Origin of the sequence: Nakamurella panacisegetis (assembly GCF_900104535.1) — a bacterium.
Taxonomy (GTDB): Bacteria; Actinomycetota; Actinomycetes; order Mycobacteriales; family Nakamurellaceae; genus Nakamurella; species Nakamurella panacisegetis.
Genome location: NZ_LT629710.1, coordinates 2138297 through 2156385, shown reverse-complemented (window position 1 = coordinate 2156385; position 18089 = coordinate 2138297). Strand labels below are relative to the sequence as shown.

General features: G+C 68.2%; 16 protein-coding genes. 6 read left to right on the top strand and 10 right to left on the bottom strand.

What is annotated here, in order from left to right; translation table 11 throughout:
- Positions 1-1482 (bottom strand): AAA-type ATPase lid domain-containing protein, encoded by a 1482-nt coding sequence (locus tag BLS97_RS09400; RefSeq protein ID WP_197676493.1) that lies wholly within the window; start codon positions 1480-1482, stop codon positions 1-3.
- A 191-nt stretch (positions 1483-1673) separates the two neighbouring features.
- Between BLS97_RS09400 and BLS97_RS09395 the strand changes: the two genes are divergently transcribed.
- The 4 genes from BLS97_RS09395 (at position 1674) to BLS97_RS09380 (ending at position 4898) form a co-directional block, all read left to right on the top strand.
- Entirely contained in the window at positions 1674-2702 is a 1029-nt protein-coding gene (locus BLS97_RS09395) for an amidohydrolase family protein (RefSeq protein WP_090475749.1), read from the top strand.
- A complete protein-coding gene (locus tag BLS97_RS09390; RefSeq protein WP_090475748.1) occupies positions 2699-3478 on the top strand; it encodes a metal-sulfur cluster assembly factor in 780 nt (259 codons plus the stop codon). The genes BLS97_RS09395 and BLS97_RS09390 overlap by 4 nt, the downstream gene beginning before the upstream one ends.
- A 1-nt stretch (position 3479) precedes the next feature.
- Complete coding sequence (locus BLS97_RS09385; RefSeq protein ID WP_090475747.1) at positions 3480-4505, top strand: NAD(P)-dependent alcohol dehydrogenase; 1026 nt, start codon at positions 3480-3482, stop codon at positions 4503-4505.
- A gap of 66 nt (positions 4506-4571) precedes the next feature.
- On the top strand, positions 4572-4898 hold the full coding sequence (locus tag BLS97_RS09380; RefSeq protein WP_090475746.1) for a putative quinol monooxygenase: 327 nt from the start codon (positions 4572-4574) through the stop codon (positions 4896-4898).
- A gap of 8 nt (positions 4899-4906) precedes the next feature.
- On the opposite strand, the gene BLS97_RS09375 is transcribed toward BLS97_RS09380, so the two are convergent.
- The 6 genes from BLS97_RS09375 to BLS97_RS09350 form a co-directional block, all read right to left on the bottom strand.
- Positions 4907-6409 (bottom strand): xylulokinase, encoded by a 1503-nt coding sequence (locus BLS97_RS09375; RefSeq protein ID WP_090475745.1) that lies wholly within the window; start codon positions 6407-6409, stop codon positions 4907-4909.
- Positions 6410-6523: 114 nt separating this feature from the next.
- On the bottom strand, positions 6524-7609 hold the full coding sequence (locus BLS97_RS09370; protein ID WP_090475744.1) for a Gfo/Idh/MocA family protein: 1086 nt from the start codon (positions 7607-7609) through the stop codon (positions 6524-6526).
- A complete protein-coding gene (locus BLS97_RS09365; protein WP_090475743.1) occupies positions 7594-8298 on the bottom strand; it encodes a ThuA domain-containing protein in 705 nt (234 codons plus the stop codon). Before BLS97_RS09365 ends, BLS97_RS09370 begins: the two co-directional genes overlap by 16 nt.
- A 26-nt stretch (positions 8299-8324) precedes the next feature.
- Complete coding sequence (locus tag BLS97_RS09360; protein ID WP_090475742.1) at positions 8325-9212, bottom strand: carbohydrate ABC transporter permease; 888 nt, start codon at positions 9210-9212, stop codon at positions 8325-8327.
- 1 nt (position 9213) lies between these two features.
- Positions 9214-10059, bottom strand: coding sequence for a carbohydrate ABC transporter permease (locus BLS97_RS09355; RefSeq protein WP_407938049.1), 846 nt, complete (start codon positions 10057-10059; stop codon positions 9214-9216).
- A 98-nt stretch (positions 10060-10157) separates the two neighbouring features.
- Positions 10158-11531: an extracellular solute-binding protein gene (locus tag BLS97_RS09350; protein WP_090475740.1), complete on the bottom strand. Its 1374-nt coding sequence runs from the start codon at positions 11529-11531 to the stop codon at positions 10158-10160.
- A 278-nt stretch (positions 11532-11809) separates the two neighbouring features.
- Between BLS97_RS09350 and BLS97_RS09345 the strand changes: the two genes are divergently transcribed.
- The gene (locus BLS97_RS09345; protein ID WP_197676492.1) at positions 11810-14215 is read left to right on the top strand and encodes a glycoside hydrolase family 3 N-terminal domain-containing protein; all 2406 of its coding nucleotides are present in this window, start codon (positions 11810-11812) and stop codon (positions 14213-14215) included.
- 70 nt (positions 14216-14285) lie between these two features.
- On the top strand, positions 14286-15323 hold the full coding sequence (locus BLS97_RS09340) for a LacI family DNA-binding transcriptional regulator (protein WP_090475739.1): 1038 nt from the start codon (positions 14286-14288) through the stop codon (positions 15321-15323).
- Positions 15324-15378: 55 nt separating this feature from the next.
- Here the strand turns inward: BLS97_RS09340 and BLS97_RS09335 are convergent, their stop codons facing one another.
- Genes BLS97_RS09335 through BLS97_RS09325 form a run of 3 tightly spaced genes read right to left on the bottom strand, consistent with a single transcriptional unit; the run spans position 15379 to position 18088 of the window.
- A complete protein-coding gene (locus BLS97_RS09335) occupies positions 15379-16251 on the bottom strand; it encodes an SGNH/GDSL hydrolase family protein (protein ID WP_090475738.1) in 873 nt (290 codons plus the stop codon).
- Positions 16252-16304: 53 nt separating this feature from the next.
- Positions 16305-17129 (bottom strand): carbohydrate ABC transporter permease, encoded by an 825-nt coding sequence (locus tag BLS97_RS09330; RefSeq protein ID WP_090475737.1) that lies wholly within the window; start codon positions 17127-17129, stop codon positions 16305-16307.
- Entirely contained in the window at positions 17126-18088 is a 963-nt protein-coding gene (locus tag BLS97_RS09325) for a carbohydrate ABC transporter permease (RefSeq protein WP_090475736.1), read from the bottom strand. Before BLS97_RS09325 ends, BLS97_RS09330 begins: the two co-directional genes overlap by 4 nt.
- Position 18089 lies beyond the last annotated feature (1 nt).

Genomic DNA, 18089 nt, shown 5'->3' with positions numbered 1-18089 from the left:
TCAGGCGGAACCTCGCGGCAGCTTGATCCCGTACTGCGCGATCTTGCGGTAGACGGTGGCCCGGCTCATGCCGAGCTGGGCGGCGGCCCCGGCGACCGTGGCGCCGGGTTCGGTCAGGCAACGGATGATCTCGTCCCGTTTCAGGTTGTCCAGCCGGCTGAGCGGGCGCGCGCTTCCGCTGAACACCTCGGGCGGCAGGTGCTGGGAGTCGACGATGTCGGTCCGGGCCGAGGCATGGATCACCACCCGCTCGAGCTGACGCACGTTCCCCGGCCAGTCGAAGGCGACCAACGCCTTCGATGCCATCGGGGTGAACACCACCTCGCGGTGACGTTCGCGGCGGGCGAAGTGCTGGGCCAACGGCAGCACGTCGTCGGGCCGCCGGCGCAGCGCCGGCGCCTCGACCACCGTGCCGACCAGATCCTTGAGCGGTTCGGGCATGGGGCCGAACTCCGTGGCGGCGAAGGCGAACCCGGGGCCGCCCGGACGCGAGGCCGCCGCTCCGAGGGCTCCGGCCAACTCGCCGGCCGTCCAGGCCGGCAGCGTCTCGGCTCCGGTGATCAGGACGAACGTGTCGTCGTGGCGGAGCTCCGGGGTCCACAGGTCCAGCCAGCCGTCCAGCGGCCCGGCCTCCGGCGGGCGAACCACGAGCAGCCGTTCCGGCCCGGCCGCGGCCCGCCGGGCCGCGGACAAGAGCGTGGTCTTCCCGGCTCCGGGTTCGCCGATCGCCGCCACCACCTGACCACCGGACATGGCCCGCTCGGCCTGGGCCATCGCCCCGAGCCACTGCGCAGACCCGCAGGGATCGCCGGCGCCGGCCGGTAGCCGGCCGGGCCAGACCCGCGCCACCTGGCCACGGGGGGTCGGGCGTGGCCTGCGCCCGGTGGCGCGGAGCAACATCAGCGCGGCGGTGTTGCTGGCCGCCGACTGGGCCAGGGCGAGCAAGAGTTCCGGACGGGAATCGGCCCACGTGGTCAGGTTGACCGTGCCGGCCAGCTCACCGGTCGTCGGGTCGAGCACCGGCACCGCGGCGCACGTGTAGCCCTGCAGGTCGGCGCAGTAGTGTTCCCGCGCCCGGACCAGCGTCGGCGCCCGGTCGGCCAGGGCCAGCCCGAGACCGTTGGTTCCCGCGTGGCGCTCGGCGAAGGAGAATCCACGGGCCAGGTACACCCGGTCCAGCGCCGAGTTTATCGCCGAATCGTTGCACAAGCGGGTCAGCACCAGCCCGTCGCGGTCGGCGATCATCAGACTGACCGGTTCGTTGGCCAGGGTGGCATGCAAACCCAGCAGGACCTGCGATCCGCATTCGTAGAGCAGGGAGCCCGTGTCGGGCGGGCCGGTGAACACCGGCTGGACGTGTTCCGGGGAGACCCCGTAGTGCTCGCTCCGCTGCCAGGACGCCCGCAGACGGGAGGCGACGGCCACACCACGGTGCCCGGGCCCGGACTGGGCCGGACCGGCCGCCTGTCGATGATCGGTCACGCTCACCTCGCAGCCGCCCAGGTTGGTTCGTTCCGTGAATCACGCTACTCCGGACCTCCGGCCGCGGCCGGGCGAAGTGGGGTGGCCACCGGAAACCCCACCTTCTCAAATTGAGACACCGGAAAGGTGCGCCGGATCACCGGAATTGCCTACCGTCCGTCTCAGTGCTCGTGATGATTCAAGGAGGATTCATGTACAGCAAGGACGGCCAGGACTACTTCATCGTGGACAGCCACATCGCGCTCTGGGACGGTCGGGAGGCGAATCACCGGAACATCCACGGCAAGCAGTTCATCGACTGCTTCTACGACTACCACCGCAACCTCAGCCCGGCGTCGGAGGTCTGGCCCTACGAGGACTACCTCTACCAGGGCGGCGAGCGCCTGATGAAGGATCTGTTCACCGACGGTTACGTCGACCATGCGATCTTCCAGCCGGCCTATCTGATCGAGTTCTACAAGAACGGCTTCGGGCAGACCACCGAGGCCTTCGAACTGTCCCAGGCGAACCCGGACCGGTTGACCTACAACCACTTCTTCGATCCGCGCAACGGCGAGCAGGGGCTGACCCAGCTGCGCGAGGATGCTGCCCGGTTCGGCCTCAAGGGCGTCAAGCTGTACACCGCCGAGTGGCACGGGGAGTCCCGCGGCTGGAAGATGGACGATCCGTGGGCCTACCGCTACCTCGAGGCCTGCCAGGAACTGGGCATCAAGAACATCCACGTGCACAAGGGCCCGACCATCCGCCCGCTGGACCGCGACGCGTTCGACGTGGCCGACATCGACAAGGTGGCCACCGATTTCACCGACCTGAATTTCATCGTCGAGCACTGCGGTCTCCCCCGCCTCGAGGATTTCTGCTGGATCGCCACGCAGGAGCCGAACGTCTACGCCGGCCTGGCCGTCGCCATGCCGTTCATCCACACCCGGCCGCGCTATTTCGCACAGATCATGGGGGAGCTCCTGTACTGGGTCGGCGAGGACAAGATCCTTTTCTCGTCCGACTACGCCATCTGGACCCCGAAATGGCTCATCGAGTCGTTCGTCGATTTCCAGATCCCGGCCGACATGACCGAATACCCGGCCCTGACCACCGACGCGAAGAAGAAGATCCTCGGCCTCAACGCCGCCCGGCTCTACGACCTCGAGGTGCCGGCGGGCCTGGAGGTCCAGATCCCGGCCGAGCCGGAAGCCGAGGTCGCGGTCGGAGCATCGGCATGACGGCCGTGCTGACCCCGCTCCGGCAGCGCGCCCGGCTGGAGGCGATCACCGCCGCCCTGAGCACGGTGATGGACCCGGAACTGGACGAGCCGATCACCGACCTCGGCTTCGTCCGGTCGGTGGTCGTGCCGGAAGGCCCGGACAACGGGACGGTGGTCGTGCACCTGCGGCTGCCGACGTCGTTCTGCTCGCCCAACTTCGCCTACCTGATGGCCTCCGACGCGAAGGACGCAATCAGCGGGCTGGAGTGGGTCAGTCGGGTGGTCGTGCAGCTCGACGACCACCACGACTCCCACCTGATCAATGCCGGCCTGGCCGCCGACGCCGGCTACCTCGGCACCTTCGGTCACGAAGCGGAGGCGAGCCTGGACGAGCTGCGGGACACGTTCCGCCGCAAGGCCCACACCGCCGCGATGGAACGCTGCCTGACCTCGGTGCTCCGGGCCGACCCTCGCCTGGTCGAGGCCGATCTGTGTGCTCTGACCCTGGCCGACCTGCCGGTCGGCCCGTTCACCGACGCACTGCGCAAGCGGCGCGCGGCGATCGGACTGCCCGATGATCGGAATGCGCTGGTGTTCGTCGACGACGAGGGCCGCGCCTGTTCCCCGGACCAGGCGGCGCTGCGGCTGCGCCGGGCCCGGTCCACCCGCATCTCGGTCGACGGGAACGCCCACTTCTGCCGCGGGCTACTGGTCACCCGCTACCCGGATTCCGGGCGCGACCAGGCGCCGCGGGTCCACGACAACCATCCGCTGATCCCACTGAAGGTGATCTGACATGAGAGCAGTGCAGGTGGTGGGCTACCACCAGAACCTGGAGATGAAGGACGTTCCCGTACCGGAGATCACCGGTCCGCACGACGTCATCGTCAAGGTCGGGGGAGCCGGGGTGTGCCGGACCGACATCCACATCCTGGAAGGTCAGTGGGCGGAGAAGTCCGGCGTCGCCCTGCCGTACACGATCGGTCACGAGAACGCCGGCTGGGTCCACGCGGTGGGCAGCGCCGTCAGCAATGTCGCCGAGGGCGACAAGGTGATCATGCATCCGCTGATCACCTGCGGGCTGTGCCGGGCCTGCCGGTTCGGTGACGACGTGCACTGCGAGAACTCGCAGTTCCCCGGCATCGACACGTCCGGCGGGTACGCCGACTACCTCAAGACGTCGGCCCGCAGCGTGGTCCGGATCGACGACTCCCTAGAGCCGTCGGATGTCGCGGCGCTGGCCGACGCCGGGCTCACGGCCTACCACGCGGCCGCCAAGGCGGCCCGGAAACTGCACCCGGGTGACCGCTGTCTGGTCATCGGCGCCGGCGGTCTCGGGCACATCGGAATCCAGGTCCTCAAAGCCATCTCGGCCGCCGAGCTGATCGTGCTGGACCGCAACCCGGACGCGGTGGCCCTGGCCGTCTCCATCGGGGCCGACCACGGGATCGTGGCCGACGGCACCCACATCGAGCAGGTGCTGGAGTTGACCGGCGGACACGGCGCCGAAGCGGTCATCGACTTCGTCGGTGAGGGCGGATCGACCGGCGAAGGTGTGAAGATGCTGCGGCGGGCCGGCGAGTACCACGTCGTCGGCTACGGCGAGAACATCGTCATCCCGACCATCGACGTCATCTCGACCGAGATCAGCTTCGTCGGGAACCTGGTCGGCTCCTACAACGACCTGGTCGAACTGATGGCCCTGGCCGCACAGAAGCGGGTCCAGCTGCACACGGTCAAGTACCCGCTGGAGAACTTCCAGGTGGCGTTGGACGATCTCGGCGCCGGCAAGGTGCGCGGCCGGGCCATCCTCATCCCCTGACCGAGCCCCGACTACGGTGGGGACACCCCAAGCCGGGTGTCCCCACCGCGGCCCGAAAGGACCCTCATGATCTTCATCACCGCGAAGTTCCCGGTGAAGCCGGAGTTCGCCGACAGTTGGACGGACATCGTCGCCGACTTCACCCGCGACACCCGCGCCGAACCCGGTTGTCTGTGGTTCGACTGGTCCCGCAGCGTGGAGGACAGCAACGAATACGTGCTGGTCGAGGCGTTCTCCGACGGTGACGCCGGCGGCGCCCACGTCAACTCCGCGCACTTCAAGAAGGCGCAGGAGACGCTCCCACCGCATCTGGTGCGCACCCCGAAGATCATCAGCTTCTCCATCGACCAGGACGGCTGGTCCGAGCTCGGCGAGCTGGCCGTGACGGCGTAGTCGAAGTCTCAGCGGGATCGCAACGGGCGCAACGCCCGCAGCGTGTCGAGATAGAGCCGGCGCCGATCCCGGAGCGCGTCGGCGCCCGGGCCGGGCGACGCGATCAGCGTGGTGTGCGGCCGGGCCACCTCGACCAGCTCCGCGTCGGTGATCCATCCAGCCGCCTGGGCGGCCAGCAGCCCCGCCCCCCGGGCCGACGCGCCGGGAACGTCGACGGCGTGCAGGTGGGCGTTCAACGCGTTCGCCAGCAGCGCCCGCCACCCCGGGGACACGGTCCCGCCGCCGGCCAACCGGAGATGACGGTCGGCGTCCGGCACGCCCGGCAGCGCGTCCAGTCCGTCGGCCGCGGCGAACGCCACCCCTTCCAGTGCCGAGTACAGCAGGGCCGTGCGGTCGTGCCGCGCATCCAGCCCCGTCCACGACCCCCGCAGATGGGTGTCCAGGTAAGGGGTTCGCTCACCGACCAGATGCGGCAGGAAGATCGGGTCGCCGTCCTGGGGACCGCGGTCGGCCGCGGCGTACAACTCGGCCCATTCGGCGCCCAGCAGTCGCCGGACCCAGTCCAGGGACTGGCCACCGGTCAGTCCGGCTGCCATGGCGTACCAGCCGTCCCGGGTGGCGCTGCGGTACAGGTGAGTCACCGGATCGTGCCGGTGCCCGACCGTCTCCAGGGTGGGCGCCTCCACCACGGTGACGATCTGGACCCCGGTGCCGATGGTCAGCTGCACCGTGCCCGGGTCCAGCACGCCCGAGCCCAGAGCGGCCGCCGCCGAGTCACCGGCGCCGGCCGACACCGGAATGCCCGGCGGCAGGCCGAGCTCGGCCGCGACCGAGGGCAGCAGCGACCCGGCCGCGACTCCGGAGAACGGCAGCAGCTCGGGTAACAGCTCAGGTCGGATCCCCAGCGCCGCAACCACTTCGGCGTCCCAGGTCCGAGCGGTCACGTCATACAGCAGGGTCGCGCAGGCGTCGCTCGGCTCGGCCGCGAACTCGCCGGTCAGCCGGGCCCGGATCCAGTCCTTGGGCTGCAGGGCCCACCGCGCACCGGCCATCACCCGTGGTTCGTGCCGATGCAGCCACGCGAGCTCCGGGCCGGCCATGCCAGGGCTCAACGGGTTGGCCAACCGGGCCCGGGCGGCAGCGGGCAGCGCCCGGTAGACGTCGAGTTCGTCCTCGGCCCGCGAATCGGCCCACAGCACGGCCGGACGGGCCGGCGTCGCATCGGCCAGACACACGACAACACCGTGCATCTGACCGGACAATCCGACGCCGGCCGGGGCGACGCCGGGCCCCGCGGCGAGCACCTGGGCCACGGCGGTGCGGATGGCCCGCCACCAGGCCTCGGGGTCGGTCTCGGCCCAACCTGGATGCGGACGGTCGACCGGGTACTCGGCCGATGCCTGGGCCAGCACCGTGCCGACCCGGTCGGTCAGCACGACCTTGACCGAGCTGGTGCCGAGGTCGATGCCGAGCAGAACGCAGGCGGTGCTCATGATCTCGATCTGGTCCACTTCCGTGATCGGGTAGCGAACTGCTCGCCCGACGATGACGATCCTCTGGGGCCCCGGAGTTGCCGCCCAGCGTATCCAAGTCGTCCCGCCGCCCCGGTCATCGGTCGAGGCTGATCACCACATCGTCTGCAACGGCACGGCCGACGGACGAGCGACGGTGCTGCCGATGGTCCGGGCGGCCCCCGACACCGACGACGCCAGTACGGCCTCCATCACGTCGAGCACGTGGAAGGCCAGCGCACCGCCGGCCCGCGGTACCTCACCGTCCGGGGTGGCGGCCAGATCCGCGATCCCGATGCCGCGACCCGCATTCAGGTAGCCGGCCGACACCGGCAGCACCTCCCACTCCTTGCTCTCCAGCGTCTGCAGCTGCACGTCACCGGCGAACCGGTTCGGGTCTGGCACCACGAGACTGCCCAGCTCACCGTGGATCTCGATGTTCGCGGTGCGGGTGGCCACCACGTCGAAGCTCATCATCACGGTCGAGAGGGCACCGGACTCGTGGGTCAGGATGGCGGTGATGTGCGTGTCGGTGGCGACCGGGATGCTCTGGCCGGTACGCGGTCCGGATCCGATGGTCCGGGTCGACCGGGTACGGCTGGCCGCCCCGGTCACCGCGGCGACCGGGCCGAGCAGCGTGATCAGGGCGCTCAGGTAGTACGGCCCCATGTCCAGGAGCGGGCCGCCCCCGGGCTGGTAGTAGAAATCCGGATTGGGGTGCCACCGTTCGTGCCCGGGGACCAACATGGTGGCGCTGGCCGCGATCGGGCGGCCGATCAGACCGTCGTCGATCGCTTTGCGGGCGGTCTGCGTCCCGGTGCCGAGGACGGTGTCCGGGGCGCAGCCGACCACGACTCCGGCGTTGTCCGCCGCGGTCAGCACCTCTCGGGCCTGAGCCGTGTCCAGAGCTAGCGGCTTCTCCCCGTACACCCCCTTGCCGCCGGCGATCGCCGCCAGCGCCACATCGCGGTGAGCCACCGGGATGGTCAGGTTCAGCACCAGGTCCACGTCGTCGCGAGTCACCAGTTCCGGGACCGTGCAGGCCGCTGCCCCCAGCCCTTCGGCGACACGACCGGTCAACTCAGCGTCGAGGTCGGCCACCGCCGTGATCCGGACCGAGTCCAGGGTGGCGAACGTGTCGAAGTACTGCTTGCTGATCGTTCCCAGCCCCACGATCCCGACGTTCAGCGGCTCGCCCACAACAGTCCTCTCTCGATGATCGTCTTCACGTTCGGGTCCTGCAGGATCTCCACCCGATGGCCGGCGGTGGTGACGAAGATCCGTCCGCTCCCCCACTGCCGGGTCCAGATGGCCGGCGACACGACCGGCCGGGTCCACGGGTCCCAGGGCCGCACGGCCTGCGTCGTGGTGGCCAGCACGTCCAGATAGGAATCGGCCAGTACCCAGTACTGCTCGGTGAGCAGGTCGAAATCGCCGATGCCGGCCGTGATCGGATGCTCGGCCGCGGCCGGGAGCATGTTGATCGTGTAGGGCCGATAGTTGTCCGACTGCTCGCCGATGAGCTCGTCCGGGTGCTTGCCAGGGTGACAGGCGAACTGGCCGCCGATCAGGTGCAGGTAGTCAGAGCTGTTCCGGTAGGAATCGGCGATGCCGCCGTGCCAACCGGCCAGCCCCGTCCCGGCCCGGATCGCCGTCTGCAGGCCGGCCAGCTCCTCCGGTTCGATCGTCGACATGGTCACGCACTGCAGGATCAGATCGACGCCGGCCATGTAGGCCGCGTCGGCGTAGATCTTCGGCGATTCCTCGATCCGGACGTCGTACCCGTTCTCCCTCAGGTACGGGATGAACAGGTCGGTGGCCTCCACCGGCTGGTGGCCGTCCCATCCACCCCGGACCACCAGCGCCGATTTTCGGTTGTTCTCAGGCATTACTTCGTCTCCACATCACGTTGCGATCATTTGCTGAAGCCTGCCGTCAACCCGCTGAGCAGCTGCCGCCGGCCCACCGCGTACAGGATGACGATCGGCAGAGTGGTCAGCACCACCGAGGCCAGAACGGCCGGGACGTTGACGCCGTACTGACCCTGAAAGGTCCACAGCGCCAATGGCAACGTGCGTTTGTCCGGGCTCTGGGTCAGGATCAGGGGGAGCAGGAAGCCGTTCCAGACGGCCAGCCCGTTGTAGATCGACACCGTGACCAGGGCCGGCCGCGTCATGGGGGCGGCCAGCCGCCACAGCGTCACCCACTCGCTGGCTCCGTCCACCCGCATCGACTCGAACAATTCCTTGGGCACATCACGGATGAAGTTCGCCAGCACCAGCACCGACAGCGGAATGGCGAAAGCGATGGACGGCAGGATCATCGCCAGCAGACTGTCGTACAGCTTCAGTTTGATGATGATCAGGTAGATCGGGATGATCACCGCCTGCAGGGGGATGGCCAACCCCATCAGGAACAGGCCGTTGACGGACTTCAGGAACCAACCGCTGCCCCGGACGATGGCGAATGCCGCCATGAACGAGATGATGACCGCGGGGATGATCGTTCCCGCCGTCACGATGACGCTGTTGGCGAAGTACCGCAGGAAGTCCGATTCGATGACGAGCTTGTAGTTGGAGAACGTCAGGGATGACGGCGGGACCAACGGGTTGCTCGCGTAGTAGTTCGACTGCGTCTTGAAGCTCGTGATCACGATCCAGTAGATGGGGATCAGCACGATGAGCAGCCAGAGCCAACCGAAGATGCCTCCCAACCAGTTGAGATGCAACAACTTTCCGCGGTTGCGGTTCGGTTTCGCCGACGCGCGTGGTTCGTCCGGCTTCGCGATCACCGTGGTGGCCACCTCAGGCCCCTTCCAGTTGACTGTCGGTCGAATTGCCGCCGCCGAGTTTGCGCAGCAGCAGAGCCAGGGCCAGGCCGACCAGCACCAGGATGACGGCGATGGCACTCGCCGGGCCCATCAGGTTCGCCTGGAAGCCGGTCTGGTACATGTCAAGAGCCAGAACCCGGGTGGCGTCCCCCGGACCGCCGGCGGTGAGCACGTAGATCAGGTCGAAGAACGTCAGCGAACCGACGACCATCAGGGTGGACGAGGTGACGATCGTGTACTTGAGCTGCGGGAGGGTGATGCTGAAGAACTGGCGGATCCGCCCCGCACCCTCGATGGCCGACGCCTCGTACATGGTCTTCGGGATCTGCCGGACCGCGCCTTGGTAGATCAGCGAGTGGAACGGGATGAACTGCCAGGACACGATGAAGATCACCACGCCGACGGCCAGGGTGTTCTGGCCCAGCCAGTCCTGCGAGAGGAAATCGATGTGCAGCCCGGCCCCGAGCCCGAAGTTGGGATCCAGCAACGCCTTGTACGTCACGGCGATGGCGGCAGAGCTCAACAGGACGGGCACGAAGTAGGCGACGGCCAGTGCGGCCCGATACTTCTGCCGTCCGGCCAGGAACACGCCGATCAGGATGCTGGCCGGGGTCTGCACGGCCCAGGACAGGATCATGATCAGGAAGGTGACCATGAGCGCGTGCGGCAGACCGGGGTCCTGCAGCGCGGCCTTCCAACTGTCGAGGCCGGCGGCGTGGATGGCGCCGATCCCGTCCCACTGGGTGAAGCTCAGGCCGAGGACACCGAACAACGGAACGATGGCGAACGCGAGGAAGACGGCCAGCGCCGGCAACACCATCCAGGTGACCGAGCCGGACGATCCGCTGCGCCGGGCCTTCGGACGCGGCTCTCGCCCCGCCGGTCGGGCGTCGACCGGCGGGGCGGCGGCACCGGCGGTCATTTTCCGATGACCGCATTCATGTTGGTCGCGAACTGCTGAGGGGAGACGGAGAGCTGGAACAACTTGGCGATGTTGTCCAACAGGGTCTCGGCTGCCGTCGGGCTCATCGCCTGGTCCCACGACTGGGCGAAAGTCTTTGCGCCACTGGAGACCCCGTAGATGAACTTGAGCCAATCGGCGTCCTTGGATCCGGTCAGGAGCTTGTCGGCTCCGGTGGAGATCGGGATCGAGCCGCTGGCGACCCATTCCTTCTGCTCATCGGTCGAGAGCACCGCGGTGGTGAAGAACTTCTTGGCGATGGCCTTCTGCTCGTCGGAGGCCTTCGAGGAGATCGACAGGTACTGCCCCGGGTTGCCCACGGTGTCCGTCGGGTCGCCCTTACCGCCGTCGACGCCGGGGAAGTTCATGTAGCCGAGGTGACCGCCGGACACGAAGTCGCCGCCGTCGCTGGCCATGCTCCCGTAGGTCCAGGAACCGTGCAGCATCATGGCCGCCTTGCCGGTGTACAGCAGGGCCTGGTCCGCATTGGAGTCGGCCGTGATCGAGGAGAATCCCTTGATGAATCCGTTGGCCTTGATCAGCTTCTGCATCTCGGTCAGCGCCTGGATCGACGCCGGGTTCGACCAGGCATCCTTCTCGCCGGCGAAGACGGCACCGAAGACGTCGCCGCCGCCGATCCGGTCGAAGAGGAACTCCAGCCACATCATGTTGGTCCAGCGGGACTGGCCGCCGAGCGAGAACGGCGCGACGCCGGCCGCGTTGAACTTCGGCACCAGGTCCATGATGTCGCCCCAGGACTGCGGGGGCTTCGCGCCGACCTTGTCGAACACCGTCTTGTTGTAGTAGAGGACAATGGGTTGCACTGTCTCGCAGGGCATCGCGTAGATCTTGCCGCCGACCGTGGCCGCACCGAAGGACGAGGCGAACAGCCGGTTTTTGGTGGCCGGGTTGGCCGCGAACCAGCTGGTCAGGTCCTCCACCTGGCCGGCGTCGGCGTAACTCTTGAGCCCGCCGCCGCCCCAACCCCAGATGATGGTGGGCGCCTGGCCGGCCCCGATCGCCGTCTTGATCTTGGTCTTGTACGCGTCGTTCTGGAACGTGGTCCCGGTGATCTGGGTGGTCGGATTGGCGGCGTTGAAACGCTTGACGGTGTTGGTGCGGATACCCTCGCCGGGCTGGCCGGTGAGATACCAGTAGCTGGCGTTCCCGCTCGCGGCGGCTGCGCCCGAGCCCGCGGCGGCGCCGCTGCTCGCGGCCGAACCGGCGGCCTTCGGACCTGACGTGCCGCTGCAGGCGGTGAGCCCGAGGCCGACACCGGCGGCGGCGGTGAGTCGGAGGAAGTTCCTGCGGGACGTGGACAAGGGATCCATGGTGAGCTCCGTAGTCGTAGGGGTGCCACAGGCCCGCAGTGCGGTCTGCGGTGATCGCAACGGGAACGATAGTTTTTCGACAATCCATGTGTCAAGAGCCACAGCAATTTCGCGATTGCACGTGCGGATTCGAGGCTGAGGTGCCATGATCAGGCGTCGGGCATGGGCAATGTCAGTGTCGGACGCCGCGAATCGCCCCTCTGACGCCGCCGCCACTCGCAGGTCCGGCTTCGAAACTTTTCGAGATCTCACCTACCAACTAGTCGATCAGGAGCGTCATGCCTCTCCAGTCCGCACCGGCCGGCCCATTGGTTCCCTCCGTCTGGCGGGACAGCACCCGATCCACCCGGGAGCGGGTGGACGCCCTGCTGGTGGAGATGACGCTGGAGGAGAAAGTCGCCCAGTTGGGCAGCCGATGGGTGGGCAACGACATGCAGGCCCCGGCCGACGGGCAACAAGCGTCGGACTCGGACACGAACTTCAACGTGGCTCCGATGGAGGACGTCTTCGCCGCTTCGGGTGCCGTCTCACTGGCCGAGGCCAGCACGCACGGGTTGGGTCATCTGACCCGCGTGTTCGGCAGCGTTCCGTTGACCGCAGCCGAAGGTGCGGCGGAACTGGTCCGTCAGCAACACGAGGTGCTGGCCGGTACGCGCCTGAGAATTCCCGCCCTGGTGCACGAGGAATGCCTGACCGGATTCACCACCCTGGGCGCCACGGTGTACCCGGCGGCCATCGCCTGGGGCGCGACCTTCGACCCCGACCTGATCGAGGCCATGGCCGCCGCCATCGGGCGGGACATGGCGGCTGTCGGTGTGCACCAAGGACTTTCGCCCGTGCTGGACGTAGTCCGGGATTATCGGTGGGGCCGGGTCGAGGAAACCATCGGCGAGGATCCGTACCTCGTCGGCATGCTCGGCACGGCGTACGTCCGCGGGTTGCAGAGCGCCGGGGTGATCGCCACCCTCAAACACTTCGCCGGCTATTCGGCGTCCCGCGGTGCCCGCAATCACGGCCCGGTGTCGATGGGGCGACGCGAACTCCGCGACGTCATGCTGCCGCCGTTCGAGATGGCCGTCCGCGCCGGAGGAGCCGCCTCGGTGATGAACTCCTACTCGGAGATCGACGGAGTGCCGGTCGCAGCCGATCCATGGCTGCTCACCACGGTGCTGCGTGACGAGTGGGAGTTCGACGGGACGGTGGTGTCCGACTACTGGTCGATCCCGTTCCTGACGATCATGCACAAGGTGGCCGCCGACTTCGAGGACGCCGGTGTGCTCGCCCTGCAGGCAGGACTGGACGTCGAACTCCCCGACACCCTCGGGTTCGGTGCACACCTGGTGGACCGGGTGCGGCGGGGGGAGTTGCCGGAGGAGCTGATCGACCGCGCCGCGCGCCGACTGCTCAGCCAGAAGGTGGACCTGGGCCTGCTGGACCCGGACTGGACACCGGAGTCGTCGGTCTCGGCGGCGGACATCGACCTCGATTCGGCCACCAACCGGGCCCTCGCCCGGCGGATGGCCGAGCGATCGGTCATCCTGCTCGATCCGGGCACCACCCTGCCGCTGCTGGGATCGGAACGGCCGGTGCCACGCCGGATCGCGGTGGTCGGACCTTGTGCCGACGACCCGCGCACGTTCATGGGCTGCTACGCCTTTCCCAATCACGTCCTTCCGCGATACCCGGCGCGGGGTCTGGGTATCGCGGCGCCGTCCGTCCTGGACGCCCTGCGGAGCGAATTCCCGGAGGCGGTGCTGACCTACGCCCGCGGGTGTGACGTACGCGGGGACGACCGGTCCGGATTCGTCGGAGCCGTCGAGGCCACCGCCGCCGCCGACCTGGCCATCGTCGTGGTCGGCGACCGGGCCGGGTTGTTCGGCCTTGGTACCTCCGGTGAGGGTTGCGACGCCCCCGACCTCAGGTTGCCCGGCGTCCAGGCCGAGTTGATCGCCCAACTGGTGGCATCCGGCACTCCGGTCGTCGTCGTGGTGGTGTCGGGTCGCCCCTATGCGCTGGGTGAGGTCAAGGCCGGCGCGGCGGCGCTGGTCCAGGCGTTCATGCCCGGGGAGGAGGGCGGCGCGGCCATCGCCGGCGTGCTCAGCGGTCGGGTGCAGCCGGGCGGCAAGCTCCCGGTGCAGATCCCCTGCGACCCGGGCGGCCAACCCGGCACCTATCTGCAGCCACCGCTGGGGGTCGAGAACGTCGGCATCAGCAATCTCGATCCGACGCCGCTGTTTCCGTTCGGATTCGGGCGCTCCTACACCTCGTTCGAGGTCGACGCGCTTCGCCTCGATGCCGAGGAGATCCCGACCGACGGTGAGCTGACCCTGACCGTCCGTGTGCGGAACACCGGCCGGCGGGCCGGCGACGAGGTGGTCCAGCTGTACCTGCACGACGAGGTGGCGCGGGTGACCCGTCCGGTGCGGCAGTTGGCCGGGTTCGCCCGCGTCACCCTCGACGCCGGAGCCGCCGCCGATGTCTGCTTCCACCTGCACGCTGACCGCACGGCGTTCGTCGGTCGGGACGAAAATCTCGTGGTCGAGCCCGGTAAGGTCGAGGTGTTCATCGGTACCTCGGTCTCGGACACCCCGTGCGCCGGCGTCTTCCGGCTGACCGGTCCGCTCCGGACCGTCGGGCACACCCGGCGTCTGGTGACTCCGGTGGACATCAACCCAGTGTCGTGAGCCAGATCGTCGAGCAGGAGCAGGGACCGTGAGTAGCGCACCACCCCGGCCAGCACGCCCAACGCTTGCGATGGTCGCCGCCTCGGCCGGGGTCTCGGTGGCCACCGTCAGCAAGGTCCTCAACGGCCGCAGCGATGTCGCCGAATCGACCCGCACTCTGGTCCAGGAGAAGTTGCAGCAGCACAACTATGTGCTCTCGGCCACCAGCCGGGCCGAGTCCGGGACCCGGGCGATCGTCGAGGTGCAGGTGGAGGCCGCACTCGTCGCGTACTCATCGGAGATCGTCCAGGGTGTGATCGACGCCGGATCCCAGCTCGGTATCGACATCGTGGTCAGCACCAGGGTCGGAGCGGCCGCCAATCTCACCTCCGAACGCCCCGCGGCGTGGGCCAGGGCTCTCGCCCTGACCGGGCGCCGGGCCGTCATCGGTGTCACCAGTGAACTCACCGAGGAGCGCCTGGCCGCAATGAGCCGGGCCCGGGTGCCGTACGTCGTCGTGGATCCGCTCGGCATGCCGCTGGCCCGGCTGACCAGTGTGGGTTCGACCAACTTCGCGGGCGGGCTGACCGCGACCCAGCACCTGTTGTCGTTGGGCCACCGCCGCATCGGGTATCTCGGCGGCCCGAAGACCGCCGCCTGCAACCACGCGCGCGAACACGGATTCCGGGCGGCGATGGAGGGCGCGGGCCTGGATCTGTTGCCCGAGTACGTCACCACCGGTGCCTTCAGTTACGAGACCGGGGTGAACACCGGCGGTTCGATGCTCGATCAGGCCGAGCCACCGACCGCGATCTTCGCCGGGTCGGACGAGGTGGCCCTTGGTGTCATCGAAGCGGCACGCATCCGCGGCCTGAACGTCCCTCGGGACCTGAGCATCGTGGGCTTCGACGACACCCAGCTCGCCCACATGGCCGCCCCGCCGCTGACCACGGTCCGGCAACCGCTGCGCGAGATGGGCGCGGTCGCTCTCCGGACGGCGTTGCGTCTCGCGGCCGGAGAGACCATCGAGTCGCACCACGTCGAACTGGCGACCTCGCTGATCGTGCGCGGTTCCACCGCGCCGCCCCGGAGCACCTCCGGACGCGGCCGTTCCTCGCGATCGAGATGACCCCGGCCTGACCGGATTTCGTCGGTTCCGACCGGGCGACGGTTCGTTCGGAGGATCAGGCGCCGGCGTAGGCCAGATGCCGGGCGACCGCGGTCGCGATCAGGAGTTGCCCCCGCACGTTGGGGTGGACGCCGTCGTTCTCGAGCAGGTCGGCCGGCCCGTCCGCGGTCATCTCGTGGTGGATGTCGACGCCGCGCGGGTCGAGGTCGCGCACCACCTGGGCCAGCTCGTCGATGGCCGAGGCCTGCCAGCTGATGGCAGCCGAGGCGAAGGTCGCGTCGATGCGTTCCTGCATCCCGGGCGGCGGGGTCAGCAGGGTGACCCGGGCGCCGAGATCGGCCTGGCACAGGTTGATCAGGGCCGCCAGGTTCCTCCCGGTCTCGCTCGCCGTAGCCATGCGGTAGCCCGAGCGCGGGCGACCGTGCTCGCGGGCGTCGTTGGTTCCCAACAGGATCAGCACGCGCGTTGGAGCCGCGGCGGCGATCAGGTCGAAACGCTCAAGGACGTTCGCTGTGGTGTCGCCGCTGACCCCGAAGTTGCGCCACCTGTCCGGCGAGGCCGGATCGATCCGCGTGGCGGTCGCCGTGAGCAGTTCGCACCAACCCAGCCGGTCGGCCGTGATGGAATCCCCGACCACGGCGATTGTTTCGCCGGCGCCGGACAGGCCGATGACCGCCGCGCGGAAGTTGGTGTCCGACAACAGGACCTTCGCCATCCGGTCGACCTCGGCGGCCATGGCGTCCAGGGCGGCCCGGACCACGTCCGGTTCGGCATTGCACATGGCCGCCAGCAGATCTGCTCGGACCGATGGCGACACGGGAAAGCGGGTGAAGGCCGACCAGTTCTCCAGGCGCGTGTAGCGCAGGAAGTTGTACTGCTCGGCCGTGAGCCCGTGATGGGTCGTCGTCACAGTGGGTGCACCCGTCATGGCCGGGCTTCTCCTTCGGGAATGTTTGACGGGCGGTCGCGGCTTGGGTGTGATTACCCCTTCACCGACCCCTGGAGAAGAGCGGCCGCGAAGCGCCGCTGGAAGATGATGAAGATGACGATGGTGGGGGCCATGATCAACAGGGCACCCGCACACAGGGTCGGGATGTCGGTTCCGTACTGGCCCTGGAATGCGCCAAGGGCCCCGGCCATGGTTCTCTTCCCGGGATCGTCGACGAGCACGATGGCCAGCAGAAACTGGTTCCAGGTCCACAGGAACAACAGGATGGCCAGCGACGAGAGCGCGGGCTTGGCCAGCGGAACGTGCACGCGCCAGAACAGCTGCCAGGTGTTGGCGCCGTCCAGACTCGCCGCCTCGGACAGTTCCTCGGGGACGTTGACGAAATGCGCTCGCATCCACAGGACCGAGAACGGCATGAACAGCGCGATGAGCGGCAGGATGATCGCCCATCTGGTGTTCAGCAGCCCGAAATCGCGGACCTGGTAGTACAGCGGGGTGATGATGCCCTCGAACGGCAGGGTCAGGCCCAGGACGATGAGCAGGTACACGAAACGGTGCCCCGGAGGCCGGAGATAGCCGAACGCGAAACCGGCCATCACCGCGAACAACAGCGATGCCGGCACGACGCCCAGAACGATGAGCACGCTGGACCACAGCAACTTGCCCATGTTGGCCGCGTTGAACGCATTCACGAAGTTGTGCCATTGGGGGTGGCTCGGCCAGGTGATGCCGGACGGGTAGGTCCCCGCCGGTGCGAGCGCGGTGGTGAAGATGGCGACGAACGGCACCAGGGTGATGAGCATCAGCGCGATCAGCAGGACCCGCCCGATGAGTTTTTCTCGAATGGAGACGATCATGACTTCTGTTCCCTGGTCAACCATTGAATGGGCGCGATGACGACGAGCACGAGGACCATGAGAACGACGGCGAGCGCCGAGGCCAGCCCGACCTGCCGATCGCTGAAGGCGAGGTAGTAGACCTCGAGGCCGGGCACCATGGTCTGGTTGCCGGGGCCGCCCTGGGTCGAGATGAAGATGATGTCGAAGCTGGCCAGTGCGGCGATCGCGGTGACGGTGACACACACCCCGATTTCCTGACGCAGCGCCGGCAGGGTGATGGCGAAGAACTCCCGTACCGCGCCGGCCCCGTCGAGACGGACCGATTCATAGAGGGTGGGGTCGATCTTGCTCATTCCGGACAGCAACAACAGCGTGCACAGGCCGATGAGCACCCAGGCGCCGATCAACCCGACCGCCGGCAGGGCCCAGTTGAAGTCGCCGAGCCACGCACGGGTCGCCCCGGACAGACCGACCGCCGACAGGAGCTGGTTGATCAGCCCGGTCGAGGACAGCAACCAGCTCCAGACGATGCCGGCCGCCACCAACGGGATGATCTGCGGCAGGAATAGCACGGTGCGGGCGACCACGGCCAGCTTGGTCTCGGCGATGCGACGGATGGTCGCCGCCACCAACAATCCGAGGATGACCGGGATGAAGCAGAAGAAGATGATCAGTTCGAGCGAGTTGACGATCGAGCCGAACAGGTCGGGGTCGCTGAAGACCTTGGCGTAGTTCCGCAATCCCACCGGTGTGGAACGTCCGATGCCGTCCCACTTGTAGAACGAGTACTGGAAGGTCAGCACCAGCGGTCGGAGCACGAAGACCGCGTAGAAGATGACGGCGGGCGCCGCGAACAGCCAGCCCCACCAGCTCCCCCGCCGCCGCGTGCGGTGCACGCGACGGCGGGGGCGATCAGCGACCGGCGGGGCGGCGGCGGACGCCGGAGCCTCGGCCGGGAAAGCAACTGAGCTGGTCATC